A 25,905-nucleotide genomic window follows, 5' to 3' on the forward strand; every position below is an offset into this window, starting at 1 on the left:
TTTCAGAACAAAACGTCCACTTTGTTCTGAAATAGGAAGGATAGGCGCAAAGTATGAAAATACACGGATAAACGGGCCGCGGCCTGCTATAATGGGCCAAACGGGCGGAGACGTCCAAGAAAAGAAGGGCAGGTGATTCCAGGATGTATACCTATGAGGAAAAGAAAAGGCCGCGTACAAAAGTGAAGACGTTTCCGAGCCATCCTCCTGTAATTCAGGGAAAGCTGGCAGGCGGACTGACGCATTTAAAAGGTGAGGACCTATTAGCAGAGCTGGAAGAAGATTATACGTATCCTCCGGGAAACAGAGAATTATACTTAAGTATTATAAAGGTATGTATAAGCGCACCGAACAAAGAATACACCGAGCTGAGGCAGATTGCGGACGTGCTGCATCTGACTCCAGTTTACGATTCTAAGGAGCTGGAAAGCATCATCAAGCCCTTATATGAGAACGAACGGCTGCCAGGGCGCACGGACATTGTCGGCACTATCTTGGAACATTATTCTAAGCGCTTCAGCTTGAAAAGCATAGACAGATTAATGGCTCTTTCTGAATTCTCCATAGGCCTGCAGAAGATTATACATAACAATCTATTCCTATACTACGAGCGGACGACTGAACGGATGAAAGACGCTCTGGCCGGGGCACAGGCTGCTTATGAACAAGCAGATGAGGCTTATCATAAGCATACTGTGGAAAAAGTACCGACAAAGGAACCTTCTTCCACCTCGTCGGTTTCTTCCCTTGCTCCGCCACTTCCGCCTCCGATGGGGGATTCTCGGCTCGTGGAATTGGGTAATGTAAAGAATAGAGCCCGCCTGCAAATAAGAACTTTGGAAAAAAGTATCCAGGATATCACGGCTGAGAATCAACTGCTGAGACGTATATTTGCTTTCAGCCCATTCCGGCAGAAGACAGAGATTCCTCCGGCTCTGAACATCGGGGCTTTTACCGTGCGACATTACACGACCGTTGAAAAACCGACTTTTACCTCTATCCGGTCTGCCCTTTCTCTGGGAGTGGCGGAGGCCGGCAGCATGAAAAAATCTTCCGGACATACGACGGACAGGGACTGGAATACCTTCGGTAATATTGGCAATACATTTTTTCTCTTATTTGTTGGAGGCCATCCCGTGTGCAAGCAGCCCTTTTTATACGGTACGAAACATTATGTTGAGTTCCCTCTCAGACAGTTTGCCAAGGTGTGGGTTTCCAGCGACTGGCTGGACACGCGGGCGGTAAAGGGCGATTCCTTCTTCGGCACGGGACGGGAGATTCACAGGCAGCTCCTGGCGGTGGTGAAGCATTACCTTGACCAGTGGAAGGCAGTTTCTCCTTCGGCTCCTGACTTCTTACAGCTTACCCCTGCCGGATTTGCGGAAATCCTCGGTAGCTTATATAATAACTTTGAGGTAAAGGTGCCGGGGTGCGTTCCGATAGGGCAAAACAAATGGATCCCTTCAGACTTCAGGCGGTAGCGCGCTGTTCACTGGAATATAGCATACGGCTGCGGGTGACAGGGAGGAAAAATTAGTACAATATGAAAATGCATAAGTGGTAAAATGCAATTTTGCAGAGAAAGACGTTAAAAATTGCATAAAAAAGCGTTGATTTGCAAGAATGAAATGGAAAAGTTGCAAAAAAGTGGAAAAACGAGAAAAAAATTCTTGTCATTTTCATAAGAATACTTTAAGATGGTAAATGGACAGAGACGTCAGAGGGATAGTCCGATACACGATCTGCCCGCCTGATTCATATAAAAACCAAGGAGGAGTTAAGTATGTCTTATGTTGATGAAGTGCTGGAAAAAGTAGTCGCCAAGAACCCGGCGGAACCGGAGTTCCACCAGGCTGTGAAGGAAGTGCTGGAATCTCTCAGAGTAGTGGTGGAAGCAAATGAAGAAAAGTATAGAAGAGACGCGCTGTTAGAGAGGCTTGTCGAGCCGGAGCGGCAGTTCAAGTTCCGTGTACCGTGGGTAGATGACAAAGGCCAGGTTCAGGTGAACACAGGGTACCGTGTACAGTTCAACAGCGCAATCGGTCCTTACAAAGGAGGCCTTCGCCTTCATCCGTCTGTCAATCTTGGGATTATCAAGTTCCTTGGGTTTGAGCAGATCTTTAAAAACTCTCTGACCGGACTGCCAATCGGCGGCGGCAAAGGAGGGTCTGACTTCGACCCTAAGGGAAAGTCGGACAGGGAAGTGATGGCATTCTGCCAGAGCTTCATGACAGAGCTGTGTAAATACATCGGTGCGGACACGGATGTGCCTGCCGGAGACATAGGAACCGGGGCAAGAGAAATCGGCTATATGTTCGGACAGTACAAGAGAATACGAGGCGTATACGAAGGCGTGCTTACCGGCAAAGGGCTGAGTTACGGCGGCTCGCTTGCAAGAACGGAGGCGACAGGCTACGGCCTGCTTTATCTTACCAAGGAGATGCTGAAGATTAACGGCCATGACATCGCGGGCAAGACGGCAGCGGTATCAGGTTCCGGAAATGTAGCAATCTACGCGACGCAGAAAGCGCAGCAGCTCGGTGCGAAAGTGGTGACGGTGAGCGACTCCAACGGCTGGGTATATGACCCGGACGGAATCGACGTGTCTGCGCTTAAGGAAATCAAAGAAGTAAACCGGGCGAGGCTTACCGAATATAAGAACTACCGCCCGAACTCCGAATATCATGAAGGCCGCGGCGTATGGTCCGTAAAAGCGGATATCGCGCTGCCATGTGCGACGCAGAACGAACTTCTCATCGATGACGCGAAGCTGCTTGTAGAAAATGGCTGTATCGCGGTGGCGGAAGGTGCAAACATGCCAACCACGCTGGAGGCGACAGAATACCTTCAGAGCCACGGCGTGCTCTTTGCTCCGGGCAAGGCAGCCAATGCAGGCGGAGTTGCCACGTCAGCTCTTGAGATGTCGCAGAACAGCGAACGGCTGAGCTGGTCGTTCGACGAGGTGGATTCCAAGCTCCAGGGCATCATGATAAATATCTGCCACAACATGGCGGATGCAGCAAGACGCTACGAAGCTGAAGGCAATTATGTCGTGGGTGCCAACATAGCAGGATTTGAAAAAGTAGTAGAGGCGATGACCGCACAGGGCATCGTGTAGAGGAAGGAAGGGGCCTGACCCCTTCCCGAACCCATCAAAAAAAATCCATCGTAACCGATGGATTTTTTTACTTAGCGGGAACTGGATTTGAACCAGCGACACTACGGGTATGAACCGTATGCTCTAGCCAACTGAGCTATCCCGCCAAATGTGAAACTGTTACAGGAAAAGACAAATCTTTTCCTGTAAATGGGACCAATAGGGCTCGAACCTATGACCCTCTGCTTGTAAGGCAGATGCTCTCCCAGCTGAGCTATGATCCCGTTCAGGGGTTGTTCTCTCGCAACCCGCTTTGCTATTATACTATTGAAATCAGGAATATGTCAACACCTTTTTTGAGGAAATTTGTAATTTTTTACCGATGTGCATTTTCTGCCGTTATTGCATTCAATATAAGTTTATGATATAGTTTTTTTAATCGGTCAAAGCGAGGATAAATGTACAGAAAACAGGAGGTTACAGATAAATATGACAAAAGGACGTTTCGTATTCCGGCTTATTACGGGAGGCTATCTTGCGTATCTTGGAATCGGGCTCATTAAAGATGCCCTGACAGAGATGCCGGAGAATTATGTGTGGTATACAGTGGCAGGGGCGGTATTCGCTGTGATTGGACTCGGATGGCTCTTGACAGGTGTCAGGATATTTCTGAAAGAAGGGCTGCAGGAGCCGGATGCAGATCAGGAAGATGAAGGACAGGAAGAGGCTCCAGAAGAAGCAAAAGGCGATGCCCTGCCTGAGAATAGGGGAGATAATATGATAGAAACCGTGGAAGGCGGCAACAATATGGAAAAGGCTGAAGAAGAGAAAGAGGAGCAATGATATGCGGGTAGGAATGGGCTATGATGTTCATAAGCTTGTGGAAGGTAGAGAGCTGGTAATCGGCGGGGTAACGATTCCTTTTGAAAGGGGGCTGCTCGGCCACTCGGATGCGGACGTGCTGCTGCACGCTGTTATGGATGCGCTGCTTGGAGCCGCGGCTCTCGGGGATATCGGGAAGCATTTCCCCGATACGGCCCCTGAATATGAAGGGGTGTCTAGCATGAAGCTGCTGGAGCGCGTCGGAGAGCTCATTGAAGAGGAGCTGTACGTCATCGGCAACATCGATGCCACGATAATCGCGCAGCGTCCGAAGATGGCTCCCTATATAGAGAATATGCGGAAAAATATCGCTGACGCGCTGCATCTGGAGACGGGGCAGGTGAATATAAAGGCCACGACAGAGGAAGGGCTTGGATTTACAGGAAACGGGGAAGGAATATCGGCACAGGCGATAGCAGGTCTTGAGACGATAGTAAATGCCAGCTACGCGGTTGGACCCGCGGAGGGCAGGTGCGGCGGGTGTTCCGGCTGCCCGCGAAGCACAATGTGACGACAGGTAAAATAGATTGCGCAGCGCGCAGTCTATTTTCATTACATAGGCAACTGCGTTTCCTATTGTAACGGAAACTCTCCGGGGGAATCGCACTCGCAGCAAAAGGAGATGACATGCATGAATATGAGAAAACTGCCGGTAGAAGAGCATATAAGGACGAAGCGGCTCTATGAAGAGGTGTTTCCTGATGACAGCCGGGAATTCGTGGACTACTATTATACTGAAAAGATAAGAGATAATAAGATATATGTGATAGAAGAAGACGGGGATATCCAGGCGATGCTGCATCTGAACCCATATAAGATGTATGTGAGCGGACGGAAACAGACGGCTCACTATATCGTGGCAGTCGCCACGAGGGCGGCCTACCGGAAGAAGGGATATATGAGGGAGCTGCTGACCGGCGCCCTCCTGGACATGTACCAATCCGGCGAGACATTCACGTTCCTGATGCCCGCTGCGCAGGCCATTTATCTGCCTTACGATTTCCGCACCGTATATGAGCAGAAGAGATGCTTTTATACCGTGGCGGACGAGGGGCTAAAAGATACGGTAATCCGTGAACTTCAAGACGGAGAATGCGGGGAGCTTGCAGATTGGGCGAACAAGTGTCTGACGGAGCATTATGATGTGTTCGCCTTACGAAGCGCGGCTTATTACGAGAGACTGAAAAGAGAATACGCGGCAGACGGCGGAAAACTCATGGTGTACCGGAAGGATGGGGTGATAACCGACTGCCGTCCCCATGTTCCGGAACAAGACACGGGCAGGCCGTTGATTATGATACGCATCCTGGATGCAGGGCGGATGCTCATGAGCCTGAACCTCAGGAGCCTGACAGCGGTATGCTTCCGTATCACAGACCCTGTCATTGAAGCAAACAACCGGTGTGTCGTCCTTACAGGGACCGAACATTCCGGCGTGATGCTGATGGAAGGGAACGTAGAGAACTGCGAGGGGACGGTTGATATCGCTACGCTCGGTGAGATTGTCTTTGGGGCATGTACGGCTGAGGAAGCGTGCTGCAGAGAAGGCGTTGAGATGACGGGGCGTATGAAGGCGGAACTTAACAAGATCATACCTCTGTCGCATATGTATATCAATGAAGTCGTTTAGAAGGGAAAGGAGAACAATATGAGACCGGTAACTGTCAGAACTATCAAGATTGGCGAAGGACGCCCGAAGATATGCGTCCCGATCGTGGAGGCAGAGAAGGAAGGAATTCTGGCACAGGCGGCGGCCCTTCGCGGACTTCCGCTGGACATGGCAGAGTGGAGGGCCGACTGGTATCAGGATGTTCAGGATATCAGCAGGGTAGTGGATACGGTCCGGGAACTCAGGAAGGTGCTCGGTGATCTTCCCCTTCTTTTTACGATTCGTACAGCGGCGGAAGGCGGGGCCGTCAAGATGGCTGCTGAGGCTTACGCAGAGCTGTGTGCGGCTGTGGCGCGGTCGGGATATGCAGATCTTATCGATGTGGAAGTATTCACGGCCAGGGAGACGGCAGAAGATATTGTGAGAGAAGTACATCGTGCAGGCGCAAAGGTGGTGGCGTCAAACCATGACTTTCATAAGACCCCGCCAAAAGAAGAGCTGCTCAGGAGATTCAGGCATATGGAGGCATTGGGGGCAGATATATGGAAGATAGCAGTCATGCCACAGAACGGCAGGGATGTTCTGACGCTCCTTGACGCCACGCTCACTATGACGGAAGCGGAGGACTGCAGCCCCGTCATCTCGATGTCCATGGCGGCACTTGGAGCGGTGAGCCGGCTGTCAGGAGAAGTGTTCGGCTCTGCTGTCACATTCGCGGCAGCAGGCAGGGCCTCTGCCCCGGGACAGATAAGCGTAGACAAGATGTCTGAGATGCTGGATATCCTGCGCATATGATGCCGGCGAGGCCGATAGGACGGCTGATGCAGGCAACTTTAGAAATTCTTTCGTTTTTTATAAAGCCTCCCTTTAGAATCCGATCGTAGAGTAATATTACGGGGACCAAAGGGAGGTGTTATTATGAATATTAATCTGGCTGAGGCCATGCAGAGCATATGAGATGAGGAGCGGACGATAATGGAGATGAATCACGTATTAATAGTAGAAGATGACAAGGAGATTAGGGAAGGTGTAGAGATATATCTGAAAAGCCAGGGATATGAGGTATACCAGGCGGCCGACGGCAGAGAAGGCCTGGAAGTCATCGAGAGAGAAGACATACATCTTGCGATAGTGGACGTGATGATGCCGAGGATGGATGGCATCACGATGGTAGTAAGGCTGAGGGAAAAGCATGACTTTCCCGTCATCATGCTGTCGGCCAAATCAGAAGAAGTAGATAAGATCATGGGCCTTAACATAGGGGCGGATGACTATGTCACAAAACCATTTACACCGATGGAGCTGCTGGCGCGGGTGAATTCCCAGCTCAGAAGATACCGGAAATTCGCGGAGAAGCTGAACGCAAAAGAGGACACCTCGAACATCCACGTCATCGGCGGACTGGAAATAAATGAAGATACGGTAGAAGCAGCGGTGGACGGGGAGCCGGTAAAGCTGACGCCGATTGAGTATAAGATTCTGCTGCTGCTCATGAAAAGCCCCGGAAGAGTATTTTCAGCAGAAGAGATATATGAACGTGTTTGGAACGAACGGGCCATTACGACGGACACTATCATGGTCCATATCCGTAATATCCGTGAGAAAATAGAGATCAATCCAAAAGAACCAAAATATTTGAAGGTGGTGTGGGGCGTTGGATACAAAATTGAAAAACAGGCATAAACTTGCCGTAGCGCTAATTATAATCATGGTATTGCTGTCTTCATGCATCATGATCGGACAGTACGGCCAGTCGTACGATGACAGCCGCAAGGCAGAGGAGAAGGTCAAGGAAGGATATCTTCAATCCGAGGATTTCCTGAACCTGTTCTTAAAGAGCAACTATATCCTCTACAACATTGAGGAGACGGGAAACCTGCAGGACAGCGGTCTGGATGAGGACTACCCATCTCTGACGGAGTATTACAAAGAGATATATCCGTACACGGAATATCAGGTCCAGGATGGCAGCGGAAAGGTGATTGACAAGAGCCTGACCGGTTCCACCAAAGAGCTGAAAGAGAAAGACCTGGAATCATACGCGGTAGGTATCGTAATCTCCTATGATAAGAATGGTTCGGCTACTATAGAAACAGTATCAGGCGACTACAGAGAAGGTCAGATGACAGAACTGAAAAAGCTCATCAGCAGCGCTGACAGCGAAGGCATGTATTCCGACTATGCGATGGAATACAATGTAGAGGAGCTGAGCAGGCCTGCTGACAGAACGTATACTTATGTGATGACGGAGCAGAATGTCAAGGACTATCTGGAGGAATCGCTCAGCTATTACGGCTTTGCGCCTGATGCAATCGTCTATGGCTTATCTGTACTCATCCTGCTCATGTGTCTGGCCGCCGTGTATTTTCCAAGCCGCCCGTCCTTCCATACCGGGGAGGAGATGATATTCCACGCGCCGCTCGAGGCAGCAGTCGGAGTACCGCTCATCGCTTTCTGCGCAATCATATCCAATGTGGATGCGATTCTGGGCAGGAGGAAAGGCATACCGGATATGCTGGACTTCATGCTTTGGGCCATGTTCTTCGCGTCGGTCTACTGGGGCGCATGCTGCCTCCGGCAGATTAAAAAGATGGGAATCCGGGAGTATGTGAAGGAGAAAGTTCTTATCCTTAAGCTCTGGGATCAGGCGAAAGGACTTCTGGAACGCATGTGGAGCTGGTGCAAGGAGAAGATGAACATGCTGTACCGTTCCATGGATGAGATTGACTTCAACGACAGGAACAACAAGATAATCATTAAGATAGTGCTTGCCAACTTTATCATCCTGCTCGTGCTCTGTTCGCTATGGCTGTTTGGAATCATCGGCCTCATCGTATATTCCATCCTGCTCTTCATCGTGCTCAGAAAGTATTTTAACGATCTGAAAGATAAGTATGCACTTCTTCTGAAAGCAACGAATAAGATTGCGGAGGGAAATCTGGATACGGAGATTGAAGGGGACCTGGGGGTATTCAGCCCGTTCCGGACAGAGATTGAGAAGATACAGAATGGTTTTAAGATGGCAGTGAACGAGGAGGTCAAGAGCCAGAAGATGAAGACGGAGCTTATCACAAATGTCTCACATGACCTTAAGACGCCGCTGACTGCAATCATCACCTACGTGAACCTCCTGAAGGAAGAGAAGGACGAGGATAAACGCAGATCCTATATCCAGGTGCTGGAACAGAAGTCGAACAGGCTGAAGGTGCTCATTGAAGATTTGTTCGAGATAAGCAAGGCGAGCAGCGAAAATGTGACACTGGATCTTGTTAACGTAGATATCGTCAATCTGTTCAAACAGGTGAAGCTCGAACTGGAGGATAAGATTGAAGAAGCGGGCCTTGAATTCCGCTGCAGCTATCCGGAAGAAAGGCTCGTCCTGAGGCTGGACAGCCAGAAGACATACCGGATATTTGAGAATCTTCTTGTGAACATCGTCAAGTACGCCATGCCCCATACGAGAGTGTATATTGAGCTCGTACAGGAAGGAGAGGATGCGGTAGTGCGGATGAAAAACATATCGGCTGCTGAACTTGATTTTAATCCGGAAGAGATTACCGATCGTTTTGTGCGCGGAGATGCGTCCAGGAATACAGAAGGTTCCGGCCTGGGGCTTGCCATCGCGAAGAGCTTTACGGAACTGCAGGGCGGCAGGCTCAAGATAGAGACGGAGGCAGACCTTTATAAAGCTGAGATACGGTGGAATATGGAAGCGGCCAAACGATAAGAACAACTTATAGAAAAATAAAATATTATAATTTTTACTAATCGTTATCTGGTGTTATACTATATACGAAAGCGAGGTAAGAATTATGTATGATATATGTATTATAGGTGCGGGACCTGCGGGAATCAGCAGTGCGGTCTATGCGGCGAGCCGGGGGCTTGATACGGTCGTCCTGGAAGAAAAGGAGGTAGGAGGGCTGCTCGGCGGCGTGTCCACCGTAACCCACTATTCCGGCATCATAGAGGGAGAGACTGGCGCGTCGTTTGCAGAGCGGCTGAAGAAGCAGGCGGAATCCTATGGGATAGAGATACGCAAAGAGAAGGCGTCGGCTGTCGAACTGACCGGAGATGTAAAAAGGATTACGACGGACGGCGGAATCTATGAGGCGAAGGCCGTCATCATAGCGGCAGGCACTACCCCTAAGAAGCTTGGGATACCTGGAGAGGCGGAACTGGAAGGGCATGGAGTCGGGATGAATGCAGCGAAGGCGGCAAAGGAGTACGAAGGCAAGGACATCTTTGTCGTCGGCGGCGCCGACGGCGCGGTGAAGGAGGCGTTGTTCCTGGCTGGTTATGCAAGGAAGCTCACGATCATCCATTTTGAAGATAAGCTCGGAGCAATCCCGGAATTTACAGAGAAGGTAAAGAAAACCGAAAATATCGAGCTGCGTCTGCATACGAGGCTTGCGGCGCTTCAAGGGGACGGCCGGGTAGATTTCCTGACGCTAAGAGATGAACATACGAAAGAGTCGGAGACGATCCGTTGTGACGGCTGCGGCGTATTTATCTATGCCGGGTCGATACCGAACACGGAGCTTTATCCTGAGCTTGAACAGGCGGACGGATATCTTGTGACAGATGACAGGCAGATGACGAACATTCCCGGGGTCTATGCGGCCGGAGATATCTGTGCAAAACAGGTTCGGCAGGCGGCTACAGCCGTGGCGGAAGGGGCAGTGGCTGCAATCAATGCGGCAGCCTGGTGTAGAAGCAGTGAATAAGGTTGAGAAAAAGCAGTGTTGACAAAAACTGCTTTTTCTCATATTATATGATATATATGGTAAAGGCGGGGAACGAAGAGAGTAACATGCCGCGGAACTAACAGAGAGAAGCTGTCACTGGCTGAAAGCAGCTTTGAGGGAAGGGTATGTGAAGTGCATTCGGGAGCCTGTCCGGCGAACAGCTTGTGCAGGTAGCCGGATACGGATTACACACGTTACGTGTTTCGAGTGGAAGCGTCTGCTTCTATAAGAGTGGAACCGCGGGCATATCCCGTCTCTTAATCTATGTTAAGAGATGGGGTATTTTTTTATTTCAGAGGTGTTTATTATGGGTATACTGTCTTATGTAAGAGAAGAAGTGAAAGTGATCAGGGAGAGAGACCCTGCCATCAAATCGAATATGGAAGTGTTCCTGTATCCGAGCTTCAAGGTTATACTGAGATACCGGATTGCCCATAAGCTGTATCGGAAAAAGCACTTTTTTCTGGCCCGGTGGATTTCTCAGCGTGCAGCAAGAAAGACTGGGATAGAGATCCATCCGGGAGCCAGGATTGGCAAGGGACTTTTTATCGACCACGGCAGCGGCGTAATCATCGGAGAGACGACGGAAATCGGCAACAACGTGACCTTGTACCAGGGAGTGACCCTTGGAGGAACCGGCAAGGAGCAGGGAAAGCGGCATCCGACGCTGCGGGATAACGTGATGGTGAGTGCGGGTGCCAAGATACTCGGCTCCTTTACGATCGGAGAGAATTCTAAGATTGGAGCCGGTTCGGTCGTGCTTGAGGAAGTGCCGCCCAATTGTACGGTGGTGGGAGTGCCCGGCAGGGTAGTCAAGATGGGAGACCAGAGGATACCGCGTGTAGATATGGATCAGGTGCATCTGCCGGATCCTATCAGCAATGATATCCGGGAGCTGCAAAAGGACAATGTCCGAATGCACCGGCAGATCCAGGAGATGGAGAAGCGCATGAGGTGCATGCGGGAAGACAATATAGAAGTGTTGAACGAGGAGGAAAAGGAATAATATGAAAGTGTTTAATACGCTCACAAGAAAAAAAGAAGAATTCGTACCTGTGGAGGAAGGAAAGGTCAAGATGTACGTGTGCGGCCCCACAGTCTACAACTTTATCCATATCGGCAATGCAAGGCCGATGATCGTGTTTGACACGGTGAGAAGATATTTTGAATATAAAGGCTATGATGTGAACTATGTGTCCAACTTTACTGACGTGGACGACAAGATCATCAAGAAAGCGATTGAAGAGAGGGTGTCCGCGGACGAGATATCCAAGCGCTATATCGCAGAGTGCAAGAAGGATATGGAAGGCATGAATGTAAAACCGGCGACGAAGCATCCGCTGGCTACGGAAGAGATATGCGGCATGGTGGAGATGATTGGAGACCTTATCGAGAAAGGCTATGCGTATGAGAAGAACGGTACCGTGTACTTCCGAACGAGAAGCTTCAAGGATTACGGAAAGCTCTCCCACAAGAATCTGGATGACCTGCGAACGGGGGAACGTTCTCTGCTGGTCACAGGAGAAGAGGAAAAGGAAGACCCGCTTGATTTTGTCCTCTGGAAGCCGAAGAAGGAAGGGGAGCCGGCATGGGATTCACCGTGGAGCGACGGACGTCCGGGATGGCATATCGAGTGTTCCGTCATGTCCAGAAAGTATCTCGGGGAGCAGATTGATATCCACGCAGGTGGCGAGGACCTCGTATTTCCCCACCATGAAAATGAGATTGCGCAGAGTGAGGCGGCAAACGGAAAGGAATTTGCGAAATACTGGATGCACAATGCATTCCTCAATATCGACAACCATAAGATGAGCAAATCTCTCGGCAACTTCCGTACGGTCAGGGAAATCAGTGAACAATATGACCTGCAGGTGCTGAGGTTCTTCATGCTGAGCGCCCACTACAGAAGTCCGCTCAACTTCAGTGCCGACCTGATGGAAGCATCCAGAAATGGATTAGAGCGTATCGTCAATGCGGCGGATAACCTGAAGTTCCTCATGGGCAAAGCGAAGAATGAAGAGATGTCCACAGAGGAACAAGAGGCATATGTAAAGTCGGAAGGGTTTGTAGAAGGTTTCGAGGCCGCGATGGAGGATGACTTCAATACGGCTGATGCAGTGGCGGCAGTGTTCGATCTGGTCAAATATATCAACACGACGGCAGACGGGGAAAGCTCCAGGACCTATCTGCAGGCGCTGTTTGACCGACTTGTCAAATTAACAGGTGTATTGGGGTTGATTGTTGACAAAAAAGAGGATATGCTGGAAGAAGATATAGAAAAGCTTATTGCCAAGCGCCAGGCTGCGCGGAAGGAGAAGAACTTTGCACGCGCGGATGAGATTCGTGACGAGCTGCTTGAGAAAGGCATCATATTAGAAGACACACGTGAAGGAGTAAAATGGAAAAAGGCATAGAATGGCAGTTTGATTCATATATGCGCGAGACTTTTCAGATGAAAGAGGTGGATATGAAAGAGTATTCACCTCTTGCTTTGGCATATATTGGCGACAGTATTTTTGATTTGATCATCAAGAGCCTTGTGGTTAATGAAGGGAACCGGCAGGTCAAAAAGCTGCATAAGGAGACGAGCTCCTATGTGCAGGCGTCCGCCCAGTCCCGGATGATGCGGACGATTCAGGACCAGCTGACCGAAGAAGAACATGCGGTCTATAAAAGGGGCAGGAACGCTAAGAGCGTATCGCCGGCCAAGAACCAGACGCTGGCAGACTACAGGCGGGCCACCGGTTTCGAGGCGCTGATGGGGTATCTGTATCTGAGGCAGGACTACAGGCGGATGATGGATCTCGTCAAGCTGGGGCTTGACAGTATAAAAGGAGAAGAGAATGAGTGAACGTCAGGTAAATGAATTGATGATCGAAGGGCGCAACGCGGTGCTGGAGGCATTCCGCTCAGGCAAGCCTGTCGATAAGGTGTTTATCCTCGATGGATGCCAGGACGGCCCTGTCCGCACTATCGTAAGGGAGGCGAAAAAGCACGATACGGTGTTGAACTTCGTGACAAAAGAACGGCTTTCGCAGATGTCGGAGACCGGGAAGCACCAGGGGGTTATCGCTTACGGCGCGGCCTATGAGTATGGGGAAGTTGAGGATATGCTTGCCCTGGCGCAGGAGAAGGGGGAAGACCCGTTCCTCTTTGTGCTCGACAACATCGAAGACCCGCACAATCTCGGCGCGATCATCCGTACGGCCAATCTGGCGGGCGCCCACGGAGTTATCATTCCAAAGCGCCGGGCAGCAGGGCTTACGGCGACTGTGGCAAAGACATCGGCAGGTGCCCTGAATTACACGCCGGTGGCGAAGGTGACGAACCTGTCCAAGACGATGGAAGACCTGAAAGAGAAGGGGTTCTGGTTCGTCTGTGCGGATATGGGCGGGGAATCTATGTACCGCCTGAATCTGACCGGACCGATCGGCCTCGTGATAGGCAGCGAGGGTGAAGGGGTCGGACGCCTTGTCAGGGAAAAGTGTGATTTCGTGGCAGGCATCCCGATGAAGGGTGACATAGATTCCCTAAACGCATCGGTGGCGGCGGGAGTGCTCGCCTATGAAATCGTCAGGCAGCGCTTGCAGAAATAGTGAGGTATGGTTATGTCCGATTATGGGAAGATGACAGACGAACAGCTGATCCGGAACCTGAGGGCCGGAGAAAAGGCGATTGTCGATTATATTATGGACAAGTATAAGAATCTCGTCCGGAAGGAGGCGAAGGCCATGTACCTTCTGGGGGGCGAAAACGACGACCTGATTCAGGAGGGGATGATCGGCCTGTTCAAAGCGGTGGAAGATTACGACGTGGAACAGGAGGCATCTTTCTTCAGCTTCGCAAGGCTGTGCATCACCCGGCAGATGTATTCCGCCATCGAGGCGTCCCGCCGGAAAAAGCACAGTCCGCTGAACTCTTATATCTCGCTTTACGACCAGGAGGATGAAAAGGGCTCCCTGCTGGAGACGATGGAGGCAGGGGGAGAGAGCAATCCGGAGGAGCTGTTTTTGAGCAAGGAGTATGTTACGCTTTTGGAGAGTGAACTGGAGGAACAGCTGAGCGACCTGGAGAGCAGGGTGCTCTATCTGCATCTGATGGGGACGGATTACCGCACGATTGCCAAGCTTATCGACAAAAGTCCGAAGACGGTCGATAATGCCCTGCAGCGCATCAAGAATAAGACAGAGAAGATTCTGGCCAGGGAAGATACGAAATAAGAAAATAGCTAAAAGATATTGACAAACAGTCATGTGATATTGTATATTATTGACGTTGCATATTACATGTATGCTGTCTTGGCGCAGTCGGTAGCGCGTCGCCTTGGTAAGGCGGAGGCCGGGGGTTCAAGTCCCCTAGACAGCTTTCAAAATTGCTGTAAAGAAGCTTTACATTCAAAAAATTTATGCTATAATAATCATAGAAGTAGGAGCAACCGCCCACAAAGTGGTTAGCCTCTAGTTGGCAAAAAGCCTACCTATACCGCCAAGTACAAAGGTAGGCTTTTTTATTTTCGCTTGTTATTCCTATCTATGCAGGCAAGCAGTGCGATGAGAAAAGTACCACCTAAAAATAAAAGGCTGAGAACTTCGAATGTATTCATACGCACCACCTCCCCTCATCTGTAAAGTATGGGAGGCTACCACCTTGTTGTACACGGTTGCTCCGTGAATAAATGATATCATAGCAAAGATGAAAATACAATCATGAATGTGTGTGGGTTATTTGTTGTAAATGAGCTGTCAAAGTGTTCAAGTCCCCTGGACAGCTTGATTACTCCCTTTCAGGGAGTATTTTTTTCGTTATTATGAGAGAGGGTAAAGGCAAATGAGAAAATCAACAGTTATGACAGAAGGAGTCATATGGAAGGAGATGCTGTTCTTCTCTATTCCTCTTATTCTGGGCAACCTGTTCCAGCAGCTGTATAATACGGTCGATTCCATCATCGTGGGAAACTATATTGGCAGCGAGGCGCTGGCGGCAGTCGGCTCCAGCTCTTCTATCATCAACCTGCTCATAGGGTTCTGCATCGGTGCTTCGGCGGGCGCAGGGGTAGTCATCTCACAGTTCTTCGGGGCAAGAGATGAAAAGGGTTTGAAAAAGGCAGTACACACGACCGTTGCCATATCGATAGCGGCAGGGGTCATATTGACCGTGGCGGGCATCCTGCTGGCTCCCGTCATCCTGAGGGCGATGGGGACACCGGCGGAAGTGTTCCGGGAGGCGGTCATCTATCTGCAGGTGTATTTTGGCGGAATCGTGTTTTCCGTCATCTACAATATGTCCGCAGGAATCCTGAACGCGGTCGGCAATTCCAAGCGGTCCCTCGTATACCTGATGATAGCCGCGCTATCGAATATCATACTGGACATCCTGTTCGTCATCGTACTTAAGATGGGGATTGTAGGTGCGGCGCTTGCCACAGATATCAGCCAGCTTCTGTCCTGTATCTTCATTATATTATATCTTGTCAGGAGCAAGGAAGTATACCATGTGAACATCAGGGAAATCCGCTTCTATGACAATCTGCTGTCCAAGATTATAAGAATCGGACTTCCGACCGGCATACAGAATATCGTCATCTCATTTTCCAACGTTATCGTCCAGTCCAGCGTCAACAGCTTCGGGGCTGTGGCGATGGCAGGATTTGCCGCCTACATTAAGATTGACGGATTCAATATCCTTCCGGTGCTGAGCTTTGGCATGGCGGCTGCCACATTTGCAGGGCAGAATATAGGTGCCGGCCGATACGACAGGGTGAGGAAGGGGATGTTCGTCTCGGTCGGGATGGGGGTCGTCTATACGATTCTGACAGGGATACTGCTGCTTACCTTTGCACCACAGGTCATAGGCGTATTTACGAAGAACCCGGACGTAGTTGGATACGGCGTATATATCATGCGGTTTTTCTGCCCGTTCTACTGGCTCCTGGGAATATTGCAGGTACTGTCCGGCACGATACGGGGGACGGGAAAGACGATGGAGACGATGCTCGTATTCCTCTTCTCCCTCTGTATCTTCCGGGTCGCCTGGATATGGGGAGCGCTTGCCATCGAACACAAGCTCGACTGGGTCATGACCGCTTATCCGCTGTCCTGGCTTGTAGGAGCCGTCCTCATCCTGCTGTATGCATGGAAAGGGAACTGGATGCCCATCCAAAAACGTGAATGAACGACCTTGTTCTGCCCGCTGTTTTATGATAAGATAAGGAACACAAATGCTACTGTATCCATAAGGAGGATTATTAATGGGAGAAGAGATGATTTCCAAGAATTTTATTGAACAGGAGATAGATAGAGACCTGGCGGAGGGAGTATATTCGGAGGTATGTACGAGATTCCCGCCGGAACCGAATGGGTATCTCCATATCGGACATGCCAAATCTATTCTGCTTAACTATGGACTGTCCCAGAAATATGACGGCACGTTCCATCTCAGGTTCGATGATACGAACCCGACGAAAGAGGACACGGAATTCGTAGAGTCTATCAAGGAAGATGTGAAGTGGCTCGGGGCAGACTGGAAGGAGCACCTGTATTTCGCATCGGATTACTTCGATGTCATGTATGAATGCGCGCTCACGCTGATAAAAAAAGGGAAGGCATTCGTGTGCGACCTGAGCGCCGAAGAAATCAGGGAATACCGTGGTACGCTGACAGAGCCGGGGAAGAACAGCCCTTACCGGGACCGCACTGTGGAGGAGAACCTCGCCTTGTTCGAGGCCATGAAGAACGGAGAGTATAAAGACGGGGAGAAAGTGCTCAGGGCGAAGATTGATATGGCGTCCCCGAACATCAATATGCGGGATCCGGTCATCTACCGCGTCGCACGTATGACACATCACAATACGGGGGATAGATGGTGCATCTACCCGATGTATGATTTTGCACACCCGATCGAAGACGCGGTAGAGAAGATTACCCATTCCATCTGTACGCTCGAATTTGAGGACCACAGGCCTTTGTACGACTGGGTGGTGAAGGAGTGCGGATTCGATCCGGCCCCGCGCCAGATAGAATTTGCGAAGCTTTACCTGACTAATGTGGTGACAGGAAAGCGATATATCAAGAAGCTCGTGCAGGATGGCATCGTAGACGGATGGGACGACCCGAGGCTCGTCTCTATCGCCGCGCTCAGAAGAAGGGGCTTCACTCCGGAATCTATCAAGATGTTTGTGGAGATGTGCGGCGTGTCCAAGAGCCAGAGCTCTGTCGACTATGCGATGCTGGAATACTGTATCCGTGAAGATCTGAAGCTTAAAAGGCCGCGCATGATGGCCGTACTGGATCCAATCCGGCTTGTGATCGACAATTATCCGGAAGGCGAAGTGGAATATCTGGACGTTGACAACAATATGGAGAATCCTGAGCTTGGGACGCGCAAGGTGCCGTTCTGCCGGGAACTGTATATTGAACGGAATGACTTTATGGTCGAACCTCCGAAGAAATATTTCCGTCTATTTCCCGGTAATGAGGTAAGGCTCATGCATGCCTATTTTGTCACTTGCCAGAGCTATGAGACAGATGAAGCCGGCAATGTGACGGTCGTGCACGCTACGTATGACCCGGAGACGAAATGCGGGACCGGATTTACCGGACGCAAGGTGAAAGGAACGATCCACTGGGTTGCGGCTCCATACGCCAGGCCGGCGGAAGTACGGCTGTACGAGAACCTCGTGGATGAAGAAAAAGGAGTATATAACAAGGAGGACGGTTCGCTGAACCTGAATCCAAATTCGCTGGAAGTGATTCAGAACTGTTATGTGGAAGAGAGCTTTGACAGTGCGAAGGGATGTGACAGCTTCCAGTTCGTACGAAACGGATACTTCTGTATCGACTCGAGAGATTCCTCGCCGGAGCATCTTGTGTTTAACAGAATCGTATCCCTTAAGAGCTCCTTTAAGCTGCCGAAGTAGACGATTATGAATGAACTGACGATAAGCCTGAAGAGCGAATCCAGAACACCGCTCTATGAGCAGATTTATGACTATATCAAAAATGACATCCAGACAGGACGTATCGCTTACGGGGAGAAGCTGCCTTCCACCAGGTCGCTGTCCAGGCATCTCGAAGTGAGCAGGAGTACGGTAGAGCTGGCGTACGAGCAGCTCTTGTCCGAAGGCTATATAGAATCAAGGCCGTGCAAAGGATTCTTCGTCTCCGAGATTGAAGAGCTGTATTCTATCAGGAGGGCAAAGCCGCAGGCAGAGCGGCAAGAGGAGGAGCAGAGGAAGTTCCGGTATGACTTTACGCCGAACGGGGTGGATTTGAAGAGCTTTCCGTACAATGTGTGGAGAAAGCTTTCAAGAGAGATTCTCACAGACGACAGGACGGAGCTGTTCCGTTCCGGCAACTCCCAGGGAGAATACGGCTTCCGCTGTGCCATATGCAGCTATCTGTACCAGGCGCGCGGGGTGAACTGTACGCCGGAACAGGTGGTCGTAGGGGCAGGAAACGATTATATCCTCATGCTGCTGAGCACGGTGCTCGGTCCCGGGCACAGAATCGCGTTTGAAGATCCTGCCTATATGCAGGCGTACCGCCTTTTTAGAAGCCTGTCCTATGAGACGGTCTCTGTGGGGATGGACAAAAACGGCATGTGCATCCCGGAGCTGGCGCAGACAGGGGCGGATGTGGCTTACGTGACCCCGTCGCACCAGTATCCGACCGGTACGGTGATGCCCATACGCCGGAGGCTTGAGCTTCTCAGATGGGCACAGGAAAGAGCAGAACGCTACATCATCGAAGATGACTATGACAGCGAATTCCGCTATAAGGGGAAGCCGATTCCGGCGCTGCAAGGTTATGATGCGGACGGCAAGGTCATCTATCTCGGCACATTCTCCAAATCGATAGCGCCCGCCATCCGTCTGAGCTATATGGTACTGCCGGAGCCGCTTCTTGACGTGTATGACAAGAAGAGCAGGTTCGTCAATTCGACCGTTTCCAAGGTGGACCAGCTGATTGTGCAGCGGTTTATCGAAGAGGGATATTATGAACGTCATCTCAATAAGACGAGGGCGCTGTATAAGAGCCGTCATGATGTCCTGATTGAAGAGCTGAAGCCGCTTCTTGACATATGTACGATATCAGGAGAACATGCGGGAGTGCATCTGCTTCTGACATTTCACAATGGGCTGGAGGAGAAGGAGCTGGTTCAGAGGGCGGAAGAGAAGGACATCCGCGTATATGGGCTTTCCGATTATATGATACGGTATCCGAAAGCTACGAGCCGTACCGTACTGCTTGGCTACGCGAACCTGACGGAAGAACAGATAAGAGAAGCTGTCCGCATCCTGGCCGGCTGCTGGAAATGAACAGGAAATTCGCTTCTTGACAAATACCAGGGGCTGTCGGCATTATCAGAACAGGAATGTAAAAAAAGATTGGGGGAAGAGAAAATGGTTAAGAATCTGACGAACGGCAGGCCACTGAAGCTGCTGTTTTTCTTTGCGATGCCGATGGTTCTGGGAAACCTGTTCCAGCAGCTCTATAATATGGTAGACTCTATGGTGGTAGGAAAGTTTGTCGGCGAGGATGCACTGGCAGCAGTCGGTTCCTCGTTCCCGGTCGTTTTCCTTTCCGTGGCGATAGCAGCGGGCCTGTCTATGGGATGTACGGTTGTCATATCCCAGCTGTTCGGCGCAGGACAGATGAAAGAGATGAAGACGACGGTATTTACGGCGCTGATTGCCCTTGGTGCGATCGGTCTGATAATCATGGCACTGGGAGAGTTTACGTCGCTGCCGCTTTTACGGCTGCTTGGTACAAATGAGGAGATTATGGGAGATTCGCTTGTCTACCTGAGAATATACTTCGGCGGTGCAGTGTTTCTGTTCTTGTATAATACGTTAAACGGTATCTATAATGCGCTCGGAGACAGCAATACACCTCTTAAGTTCCTCATGGTCTCAGCACTTACGAATATCGGTCTGGATCTTCTGTTTGTCATCAAGTTCCATATGGGCGTCGCGGGCGTCGCGTGGGCGACGCTCATTGCACAGGGGATGTGTGCAGTGTTTTCTTTTTACATATTGATGAAACGGCTGGCCAAAATGGAAAATGAAGAACGGTACGCGGAGGAGAAGCCTGCCTTGTTTGAACTGTCTGCCGTGAAGAGAATTGCTAAAATCGGAGTGCCGTCTATGATCCAGCAGTCTATCGTCTCACTGAGCATGATGCTTATGCAGGGACTGGTTAATTCCTATGGCAAAGTATTTGTCGCGGGCTACACGGCGGCTACGAAGATTGACACGCTGGCCATGATGCCGAATATGAATTTCTCTAATGCCATGTCGAGCTACACGGCTCAGAATATAGGGGCCGGAAAGGACGAACGGGTAGAGGAAGGATATAAGGCGAGCCTCCTGATGGTACTGATTTTTTCTGCAATGATTACCGGAGTCATCTTCTTGTTCGGACCGCATCTTCTGGGCCTTTTCCTGAATGCAGGGTCCGCGGGCAGCGCGATGGATTACGGACTGAAGTACATGAAGACCGTATCGGTATTCTATGTCCTGATGGGCTTCATGTTTGTCGGGAATGGACTTCTCAGGGGTGCGGGGGATATGGGGGCATTCATGCTCAGTTCTATGTCAAACTTGTTTATGCGTGTCATAATCGCATATCTGCTGGCATATTTCATAGGTTCAAGCGCAATCTGGTGGTCGATACCGATTGGATGGGGCATCGGGGCAATCTTTTCATTTGTGCGTATCAGAAGTGGCAGATGGAAGAGCAGGAAGCTGCTTGGAGAGAGGGTAGACGCAACGTAAAATAAGAGCCGCCGGCAGACAGCCGGCGGCCCGATTCCCCTTGAGCCCTGCCCGATGGCAGGACAGGCAGGGATTGATTACTGTATATTACTTCTCTTCGGTGTCAGAAGAAGAGTCTTCTTCCTTCTTTCCTGTTGAATTTAACGGTACGTATTCCCGGTCCGCGGTTGATTTCAAATCATTGTCAAGGTCGAAGTCTTCGTCCTCGAAATCATCTTCAAACTCGTCTTCCTCATCACAGATATTTTTCTTCTTAAAATAGTAGACAAGCCCGGCGATTGCACTTCCGATTGCAGCCAATCCCAGTATTCTCTTACCCCATTTAGACATAATCGTAACTCCTTCCTGAATTTAACATTCATATACTATCCCTTATTGTAATACTTTTTGCTGAAAAAGGAAAGGGAAAAGGTTTCTTTTTTGGCAAAAAGGGTACCTTTATCTGTATTGTAGACAGAAAAAAAGTATGTTAAACTGTACAGATAGCAAGATAAGAAAGGAAGTAACGGACTTATGCAGAATGAAGCACCGGGTACGGCCAAAAAGGGCCTGTTCAGGATTATATTCAGCAGGATGGGCATTATCTTTCTGCTGCTTCTGCTTCAGATAGGTGTATTTATAGGAACCACGATATATCTGACAGAATATATGGCTTATATTTACGGTGCATTTACCATATTGGGCGTCATCGTACTTATATATATCATCAATTCAGTAGGGAATCCGGCGTTTAAGATGACGTGGATGCTCTGTGTGCTGGCGCTCCCTGTCATTGGCACCTTGTTCTACCTGTATGTTAAGACGCAGTTCGGTACGCGGTATATGAAACACAGGCTTGCGGGACTGAGGCTTGAAACGGCTCCTTATATGGAACAGGACCAGGATATCGTGGATGCTATCTGGGCGAGCCGGTCTGCCAATGCACAGCTTGCCTATTATCTGTCCAACCAGCTCGGATTTCCTACCTACCGTAATACGGAAGTGAAGTATTTTCCACTCGGGGAGGATAAGTTCCGCGCGATGGCCGCTGAGCTTAAGAAAGCGAGGAAGTTCATATTCCTGGAGTATTTTATCGTGGAAGAAGGGCACATGTGGAATACGATTCTTGATATACTGAAGGAAAAGGCAAGAGAGGGGGTCGAAGTCCGGTTCATGTATGACGGGATGTGCGCCATCTCGATGCTCCCTTACAATTATCCTGAAGAGATACGCAGGTATGGCATCAAATGTAAGATGGTGAGCCCGGTAAAGCCGTTTCTATCTACCGTACAGAATAACCGTGACCACAGAAAAATCTGCGTCATCGATGGTATGGTGGGATTTACCGGAGGAGTGAACCTGGCGGATGAGTATATCAATGAAAAGGTACGGTTCGGCCACTGGAAGGACACAGCGGTCATGCTGAAAGGTGACGCGGTGCAGAGCCTTACGATGATGTTCCTGCAGATGTGGAATGTGGACGAGCGGCGCGCGGAAGGCTACAGCAAGTATCTGACGGAGAAGAAGCCAGGGCTGCGCAGGGAGCTCGGTTATGTCATCCCTTACGGGGACAGTCCGTTTGATGATGAAAATGTAGGGGAAGAGGTTTATTTTCACATATTGAACCATGCCAAGAAGTATGTGCATATCATGACCCCCTACCTCATCCTTGACAATGAGATGATCACGACCCTCACCCGTGCCGCAAAAAGCGGAATCGAGGTCGTCATCATCATGCCGCATATACCCGACAAGTGGTATGCGTTTGCCGTCGCAAAGACTTATTATAAAGAGCTTATCGAGGGCGGCGTGCAGATCTATGAGTATACGCCGGGATTTGTACATGCCAAGATATTCGTGTCGGATGACGACACCGCCACCGTCGGTACGATAAATCTGGACTACAGAAGCTTGTATCTTCATTTTGAATGCGGCGTATTCATCTATAACAATTCAGAAGTGGACAAGATGGAACGGGATTTCCAGAGGACGCTTGTGAAATGCCACAAGGTGACGCTGATGGAAGTGAAGAAAAGGACGATGCTGACTAAGATCATGGGACAGGTGCTGAGGCTGTTTGCACCGCTCATGTAGCGAATAATAAGCCAAAAGACAAGGTCCGGAGCACATGCTCCGGACCTTTGTCTTATTGGAGGGCAAGCTTAAAGGTCGCTTTCTCTTCTTTCAGCTTACTGTCTGTCTGGGTCACCGTTATCGTGATGGACGAGCTCTCTGTTTTGAGCCCGTATGCCGCCTGCACGCCTGTACATTTGGCGCCGACAGGCGTTTCCTGCGGATAGTTGGTGATGGAAAGAGGATAGGTGGACGCTACCTCGCCGCCCTCGTCTATGACGGTAAAGTCGTTATCGCTGAAGTATAAGTCCATGAATCCTTCAAAGCCGGTGTTTTCATAGTCATATGTCAGCAGCACGACCTGGGCCGGCGTGGATTCTTCAAACTGGTTTCTGTCGTCCGTCAAAGCTGCGGATGTAAAGGTGAAGCTGAACTTGCCGTCTACCGTCCACGTATCGCCGACGCCATATTCTTCAGGCTTATCTTTTTCTTTGTCTTTTGAAGAATCCTCTTCTTTTTTGTCTGACTTGGCATCCTCTGAGCCGGAAGAAGAACTTCCGCATGCGGACAGCCCGAGACACATTGCCAGGATGAGCAGTGAAGCTAATAGTTTCTTTTTCATATCAAGTACCTCTCTTTAAGTATTATTTTTTTTTGTCTTTACTGCGGCAGCTACATATACGATGCCAAATGCGCAGGCGATAAAGCCCCAGACGGGCAGGTCGCCAAAGGAACTGCCTGTCCCGATCGTCAGGGCCGCGCCGATAAAGTAGAACACGCAGCAGGCTGCAGGCCCCCCGGCACTGGCAGAGTTTCTCGTGGCAGTGCCGATGATGCCGGCAATCAGATAAACGAATGCCAGCAGCAGTCCAGCGGTACCGCTTGTCGCATTATTTTGTTCCAGAGTATTGCTCAGCCCCGCGGCACAGGACTGAAACGATATCAGTGCAAAGAGCACGATGGAAATGATGCCTGTGACCAGCCGTCCGGTGGCGAGGGCCCCTTTTTGCTGCTTCTTTTTTTTGTCCGGATTCACTATCTCCCCTCCTCTTTCTAGTTTCATATTTAGTTTGTGTGTCTTGTTGGACTTTTTCGGTCCAACAAGTATATATTTTATCAGTTGTAATAATGCTAATAGCGTATTGATATAATGCGGGTGGCATATTACAACTGTAAAATATTCGATGTAAAATTGCAGTAATAGGATGTGAGGATTGTCAGATGGATTACGTAGCACTTGGAAGAAGAATAAAAGAAGAACGTTTAAAACTGAATATGACCCAAGAACGGCTGGCGGAAGAAGTGAACCTCTCCACCTCGTATATCGGACAGATTGAGAGAGGCGAGCGGAAACTGACGCTGGACAGCCTTATAAATATCACGAATTGTCTTGGGGTTACTGTCGATTATCTTCTTCAGGAATCCATAAGCCAGGAACCGTTATCCTACCGGGATATCTGGACGAACCTTTTGTCAGACGCGACGCCTAAGGAAAAAGAGATGGTGGTGAATCTGACAAAGCTGTTATTAAATTATATGGATGAATAACCAAAAAGAACTTCTGTCATTACTATACAGAAGTTCTTTTATATATTGGTATGCACAGAGCATACACGGTTCTTTTTATGGAAAAAATAAGAGCTGCAGTATTAAAAAGAAAATACATGCAGAGAAAGACAGGAATAAAAGGCCTGCTTTCACGGCTGTCAACTTTGCGCCGGACATGTTGCGGAACATCGGGAAGTATTTCGTATAATAGCCCCAGTCTGTTACGATTGCCCATGGCACGTACAAAAACCAGATGGAATACAGCCACATGTCAAATCTCGTGTTGCTGCCGCTTAAGGGGGCGGTCGCAGTGCGGTATCCTATGTAGATCAGGAGCATATAACCGAAAGCGCCTACGACCATTTTCCACGGCTTCCTTGTCCGGAAGCCTGGAAAGAAACGAATCCAACCGGCGTCCGGTACGGCATCTTTAGCCAGAAACGGCACTTCGCTCGGCGGGGTCCGCCTGTCAAGTACATCGGCCAGTGCCCTGGCGGTCTGGTACCGGGCGTCCGGATCGATAGCGGTACATCGTTCCACGATACGCCGGTAGAAGAGTTCCTGCGGCAGTTTCTGTGCAGGAAGGGCTCCTGTCAGCAGCACGTTCAGCAGCACGCCAGCCGCGTAGATGTCCGTGCGCTCGTCTGTCTGCCCGAAACCGAACTGTTCCGGAGCTGCAAAACCCGCGGTCCCCAGTATCGTCGTGTCCTGATTACGGTCTTCCTTCTTCGTCCTTGATATGTCAAAATCTATGAGCTTGAGGACGGCGTCCGTGGAGATAAGGATATTGCCGGGCGTGATGTCCCTGTGGATGATTTTATGGGAATGCAGATAGGACAGTACGCTGCACAGCTGTGCCATATAGCTGAGTATCTGCTGTTCCTGCATATATTCTGCACGCTCCAGCTTCTGTGCCAGCGTCTCACCGCTTACGTATTCCTCAATGACGTAATAATTTCCTTCTACGGTATAGAGGTCAAGAACCTGGGCGAGATTCGGATGACCCAGTATGGTCATCTTCTGGTAGACCGGAAACTGTGCGCCTGACACCTGCTTTTTGACGGCTAGTGTTCCGCTGGAAGCGTTTTTTACAAGATAGGTGGTGCAGGGATTTTTATCCTGGAGAGGGGCGAGTACGGTATAATTGTAATCCAGATAGCTGTTTTTTAAGTTTTCCATGAGATTCGTATCCTTT

Annotated in this window: 25 protein-coding genes, 3 tRNA genes and 1 other annotated feature; of the genes, 21 read left to right on the forward strand and 7 right to left on the reverse strand. The window is 49.9% G+C overall.

All coding sequences use genetic code 11. The features are described from left to right. Positions 1-143: 143 nt before the first annotated feature. Positions 144-1,481: a hypothetical protein gene (locus HMPREF0980_RS03180; RefSeq protein ID WP_049727677.1), complete on the forward strand. Its 1,338-nt coding sequence runs from the start codon at positions 144-146 to the stop codon at positions 1,479-1,481. Between the two features lie 302 nt (positions 1,482-1,783). Then, a complete protein-coding gene (gdhA, locus tag HMPREF0980_RS03185; RefSeq protein ID WP_049727678.1) occupies positions 1,784-3,118 on the forward strand; it encodes an NADP-specific glutamate dehydrogenase in 1,335 nt (444 codons plus the stop codon). Between the two features lie 72 nt (positions 3,119-3,190). On the opposite strand, the gene HMPREF0980_RS03190 is transcribed toward gdhA, so the two are convergent. Both HMPREF0980_RS03190 and HMPREF0980_RS03195 read right to left on the reverse strand, forming a co-directional pair. Further along, positions 3,191-3,264: transfer RNA gene (locus tag HMPREF0980_RS03190), tRNA-Met, on the reverse strand. Between the two features lie 44 nt (positions 3,265-3,308). Continuing rightward, a tRNA-Val gene (locus HMPREF0980_RS03195) sits at positions 3,309-3,381 on the reverse strand. Positions 3,382-3,586: 205 nt separating this feature from the next. On the opposite strand from HMPREF0980_RS03195, the gene HMPREF0980_RS03200 reads away from it, so the two are divergent. The 13 genes from HMPREF0980_RS03200 to HMPREF0980_RS03260 all read left to right on the forward strand — a co-directional run bounded on the left by HMPREF0980_RS03200 (position 3,587) and on the right by HMPREF0980_RS03260 (position 14,701). Continuing rightward, positions 3,587-3,940 (forward strand): hypothetical protein, encoded by a 354-nt coding sequence (locus tag HMPREF0980_RS03200; protein ID WP_049727679.1) that lies wholly within the window; start codon positions 3,587-3,589, stop codon positions 3,938-3,940. Between the two features lies 1 nt (position 3,941). Beyond that, on the forward strand, positions 3,942-4,490 hold the full coding sequence (gene ispF, locus HMPREF0980_RS03205; protein WP_049727680.1) for a 2-C-methyl-D-erythritol 2,4-cyclodiphosphate synthase: 549 nt from the start codon (positions 3,942-3,944) through the stop codon (positions 4,488-4,490). Positions 4,491-4,610: 120 nt separating this feature from the next. After that, positions 4,611-5,609 (forward strand): GNAT family N-acetyltransferase, encoded by a 999-nt coding sequence (locus HMPREF0980_RS03210; RefSeq protein ID WP_049727681.1) that lies wholly within the window; start codon positions 4,611-4,613, stop codon positions 5,607-5,609. Between the two features lie 18 nt (positions 5,610-5,627). After that, the gene (gene aroD, locus HMPREF0980_RS03215; RefSeq protein ID WP_049727682.1) at positions 5,628-6,383 is read left to right on the forward strand and encodes a type I 3-dehydroquinate dehydratase; all 756 of its coding nucleotides are present in this window, start codon (positions 5,628-5,630) and stop codon (positions 6,381-6,383) included. Positions 6,384-6,563: 180 nt separating this feature from the next. Continuing rightward, on the forward strand, positions 6,564-7,271 hold the full coding sequence (locus HMPREF0980_RS03220) for a response regulator transcription factor (protein ID WP_049727683.1): 708 nt from the start codon (positions 6,564-6,566) through the stop codon (positions 7,269-7,271). A gap of 25 nt (positions 7,272-7,296) precedes the next feature. After that, positions 7,297-9,315, forward strand: a complete 2,019-nt coding sequence (locus HMPREF0980_RS03225; protein ID WP_198146195.1) for a sensor histidine kinase — start codon at positions 7,297-7,299, stop codon at positions 9,313-9,315. Positions 9,316-9,400: 85 nt separating this feature from the next. After that, a complete protein-coding gene (locus tag HMPREF0980_RS03230; RefSeq protein ID WP_049727685.1) occupies positions 9,401-10,315 on the forward strand; it encodes an NAD(P)/FAD-dependent oxidoreductase in 915 nt (304 codons plus the stop codon). Between the two features lie 59 nt (positions 10,316-10,374). After that, positions 10,375-10,597: a binding site (T-box leader), on the forward strand. A 46-nt stretch (positions 10,598-10,643) separates the two neighbouring features. Then, complete coding sequence (epsC, locus tag HMPREF0980_RS03235; protein ID WP_049727686.1) at positions 10,644-11,342, forward strand: serine O-acetyltransferase EpsC; 699 nt, start codon at positions 10,644-10,646, stop codon at positions 11,340-11,342. A 1-nt stretch (position 11,343) separates the two neighbouring features. After that, positions 11,344-12,750, forward strand: a complete 1,407-nt coding sequence (gene cysS, locus HMPREF0980_RS03240; protein WP_049727687.1) for a cysteine--tRNA ligase — start codon at positions 11,344-11,346, stop codon at positions 12,748-12,750. Continuing rightward, complete coding sequence (locus HMPREF0980_RS03245; protein ID WP_049727688.1) at positions 12,735-13,187, forward strand: Mini-ribonuclease 3; 453 nt, start codon at positions 12,735-12,737, stop codon at positions 13,185-13,187. The genes cysS and HMPREF0980_RS03245 overlap by 16 nt, the downstream gene beginning before the upstream one ends. After that, entirely contained in the window at positions 13,180-13,932 is a 753-nt protein-coding gene (rlmB, locus tag HMPREF0980_RS03250) for a 23S rRNA (guanosine(2251)-2'-O)-methyltransferase RlmB (protein ID WP_049727689.1), read from the forward strand. The genes HMPREF0980_RS03245 and rlmB overlap by 8 nt, the downstream gene beginning before the upstream one ends. A 12-nt stretch (positions 13,933-13,944) precedes the next feature. After that, positions 13,945-14,556, forward strand: coding sequence for a sigma-70 family RNA polymerase sigma factor (locus HMPREF0980_RS03255; RefSeq protein WP_049727690.1), 612 nt, complete (start codon positions 13,945-13,947; stop codon positions 14,554-14,556). Between the two features lie 72 nt (positions 14,557-14,628). After that, positions 14,629-14,701, forward strand: a tRNA-Thr gene (locus HMPREF0980_RS03260). 142 nt (positions 14,702-14,843) lie between these two features. Here the strand turns inward: HMPREF0980_RS03260 and HMPREF0980_RS19365 are convergent. Further along, complete coding sequence (locus HMPREF0980_RS19365) at positions 14,844-14,939, reverse strand: putative holin-like toxin (protein WP_242847324.1); 96 nt, start codon at positions 14,937-14,939, stop codon at positions 14,844-14,846. A 224-nt stretch (positions 14,940-15,163) separates the two neighbouring features. On the opposite strand from HMPREF0980_RS19365, the gene HMPREF0980_RS03265 reads away from it, so the two are divergent. From HMPREF0980_RS03265 to HMPREF0980_RS03280, 4 genes are all read left to right on the forward strand, one after another. Next, positions 15,164-16,507 carry an MATE family efflux transporter gene (locus tag HMPREF0980_RS03265; protein ID WP_049727691.1) on the forward strand — a complete coding sequence of 448 codons (1,344 nt, stop codon included), beginning with the start codon at positions 15,164-15,166 and terminating at the stop codon, positions 16,505-16,507. A gap of 76 nt (positions 16,508-16,583) precedes the next feature. After that, positions 16,584-18,251, forward strand: a complete 1,668-nt coding sequence (locus tag HMPREF0980_RS03270) for a glutamine--tRNA ligase/YqeY domain fusion protein (RefSeq protein ID WP_049727692.1) — start codon at positions 16,584-16,586, stop codon at positions 18,249-18,251. A 6-nt stretch (positions 18,252-18,257) separates the two neighbouring features. Beyond that, positions 18,258-19,652 (forward strand): MocR-like pyridoxine biosynthesis transcription factor PdxR, encoded by a 1,395-nt coding sequence (gene pdxR / locus HMPREF0980_RS03275; protein ID WP_049727693.1) that lies wholly within the window; start codon positions 18,258-18,260, stop codon positions 19,650-19,652. Between the two features lie 84 nt (positions 19,653-19,736). Next, positions 19,737-21,110 (forward strand): MATE family efflux transporter, encoded by a 1,374-nt coding sequence (locus tag HMPREF0980_RS03280; protein ID WP_049727694.1) that lies wholly within the window; start codon positions 19,737-19,739, stop codon positions 21,108-21,110. Between the two features lie 87 nt (positions 21,111-21,197). Here HMPREF0980_RS03280 and HMPREF0980_RS03285 read toward each other — a convergent pair whose 3' ends face one another. After that, positions 21,198-21,440, reverse strand: a complete 243-nt coding sequence (locus HMPREF0980_RS03285; RefSeq protein ID WP_049727695.1) for a hypothetical protein — start codon at positions 21,438-21,440, stop codon at positions 21,198-21,200. A gap of 183 nt (positions 21,441-21,623) precedes the next feature. Here HMPREF0980_RS03285 and cls point away from each other — a divergent pair, with 183 nt between their 5' ends. Next, complete coding sequence (gene cls, locus HMPREF0980_RS03290; RefSeq protein WP_049727696.1) at positions 21,624-23,183, forward strand: cardiolipin synthase; 1,560 nt, start codon at positions 21,624-21,626, stop codon at positions 23,181-23,183. A 52-nt stretch (positions 23,184-23,235) separates the two neighbouring features. On the opposite strand, the gene HMPREF0980_RS03295 is transcribed toward cls, so the two are convergent. After that, positions 23,236-23,784, reverse strand: a complete 549-nt coding sequence (locus HMPREF0980_RS03295; protein ID WP_049727697.1) for a hypothetical protein — start codon at positions 23,782-23,784, stop codon at positions 23,236-23,238. 15 nt (positions 23,785-23,799) lie between these two features. Then, entirely contained in the window at positions 23,800-24,198 is a 399-nt protein-coding gene (locus HMPREF0980_RS03300; protein ID WP_049727698.1) for a hypothetical protein, read from the reverse strand. 185 nt (positions 24,199-24,383) lie between these two features. Between HMPREF0980_RS03300 and HMPREF0980_RS03305 the strand changes: the two genes are divergently transcribed. Further along, positions 24,384-24,710, forward strand: a complete 327-nt coding sequence (locus HMPREF0980_RS03305) for a helix-turn-helix domain-containing protein (RefSeq protein WP_049727699.1) — start codon at positions 24,384-24,386, stop codon at positions 24,708-24,710. Between the two features lie 75 nt (positions 24,711-24,785). On the opposite strand, the gene HMPREF0980_RS03310 is transcribed toward HMPREF0980_RS03305, so the two are convergent. Beyond that, positions 24,786-25,889 carry a serine/threonine-protein kinase gene (locus HMPREF0980_RS03310; RefSeq protein ID WP_049727700.1) on the reverse strand — a complete coding sequence of 368 codons (1,104 nt, stop codon included), beginning with the start codon at positions 25,887-25,889 and terminating at the stop codon, positions 24,786-24,788. Positions 25,890-25,905 lie beyond the last annotated feature (16 nt).

Source organism: Dorea sp. D27 (assembly GCF_001185345.1).
GTDB lineage: Bacteria > Bacillota > Clostridia > Lachnospirales > Lachnospiraceae > Extibacter.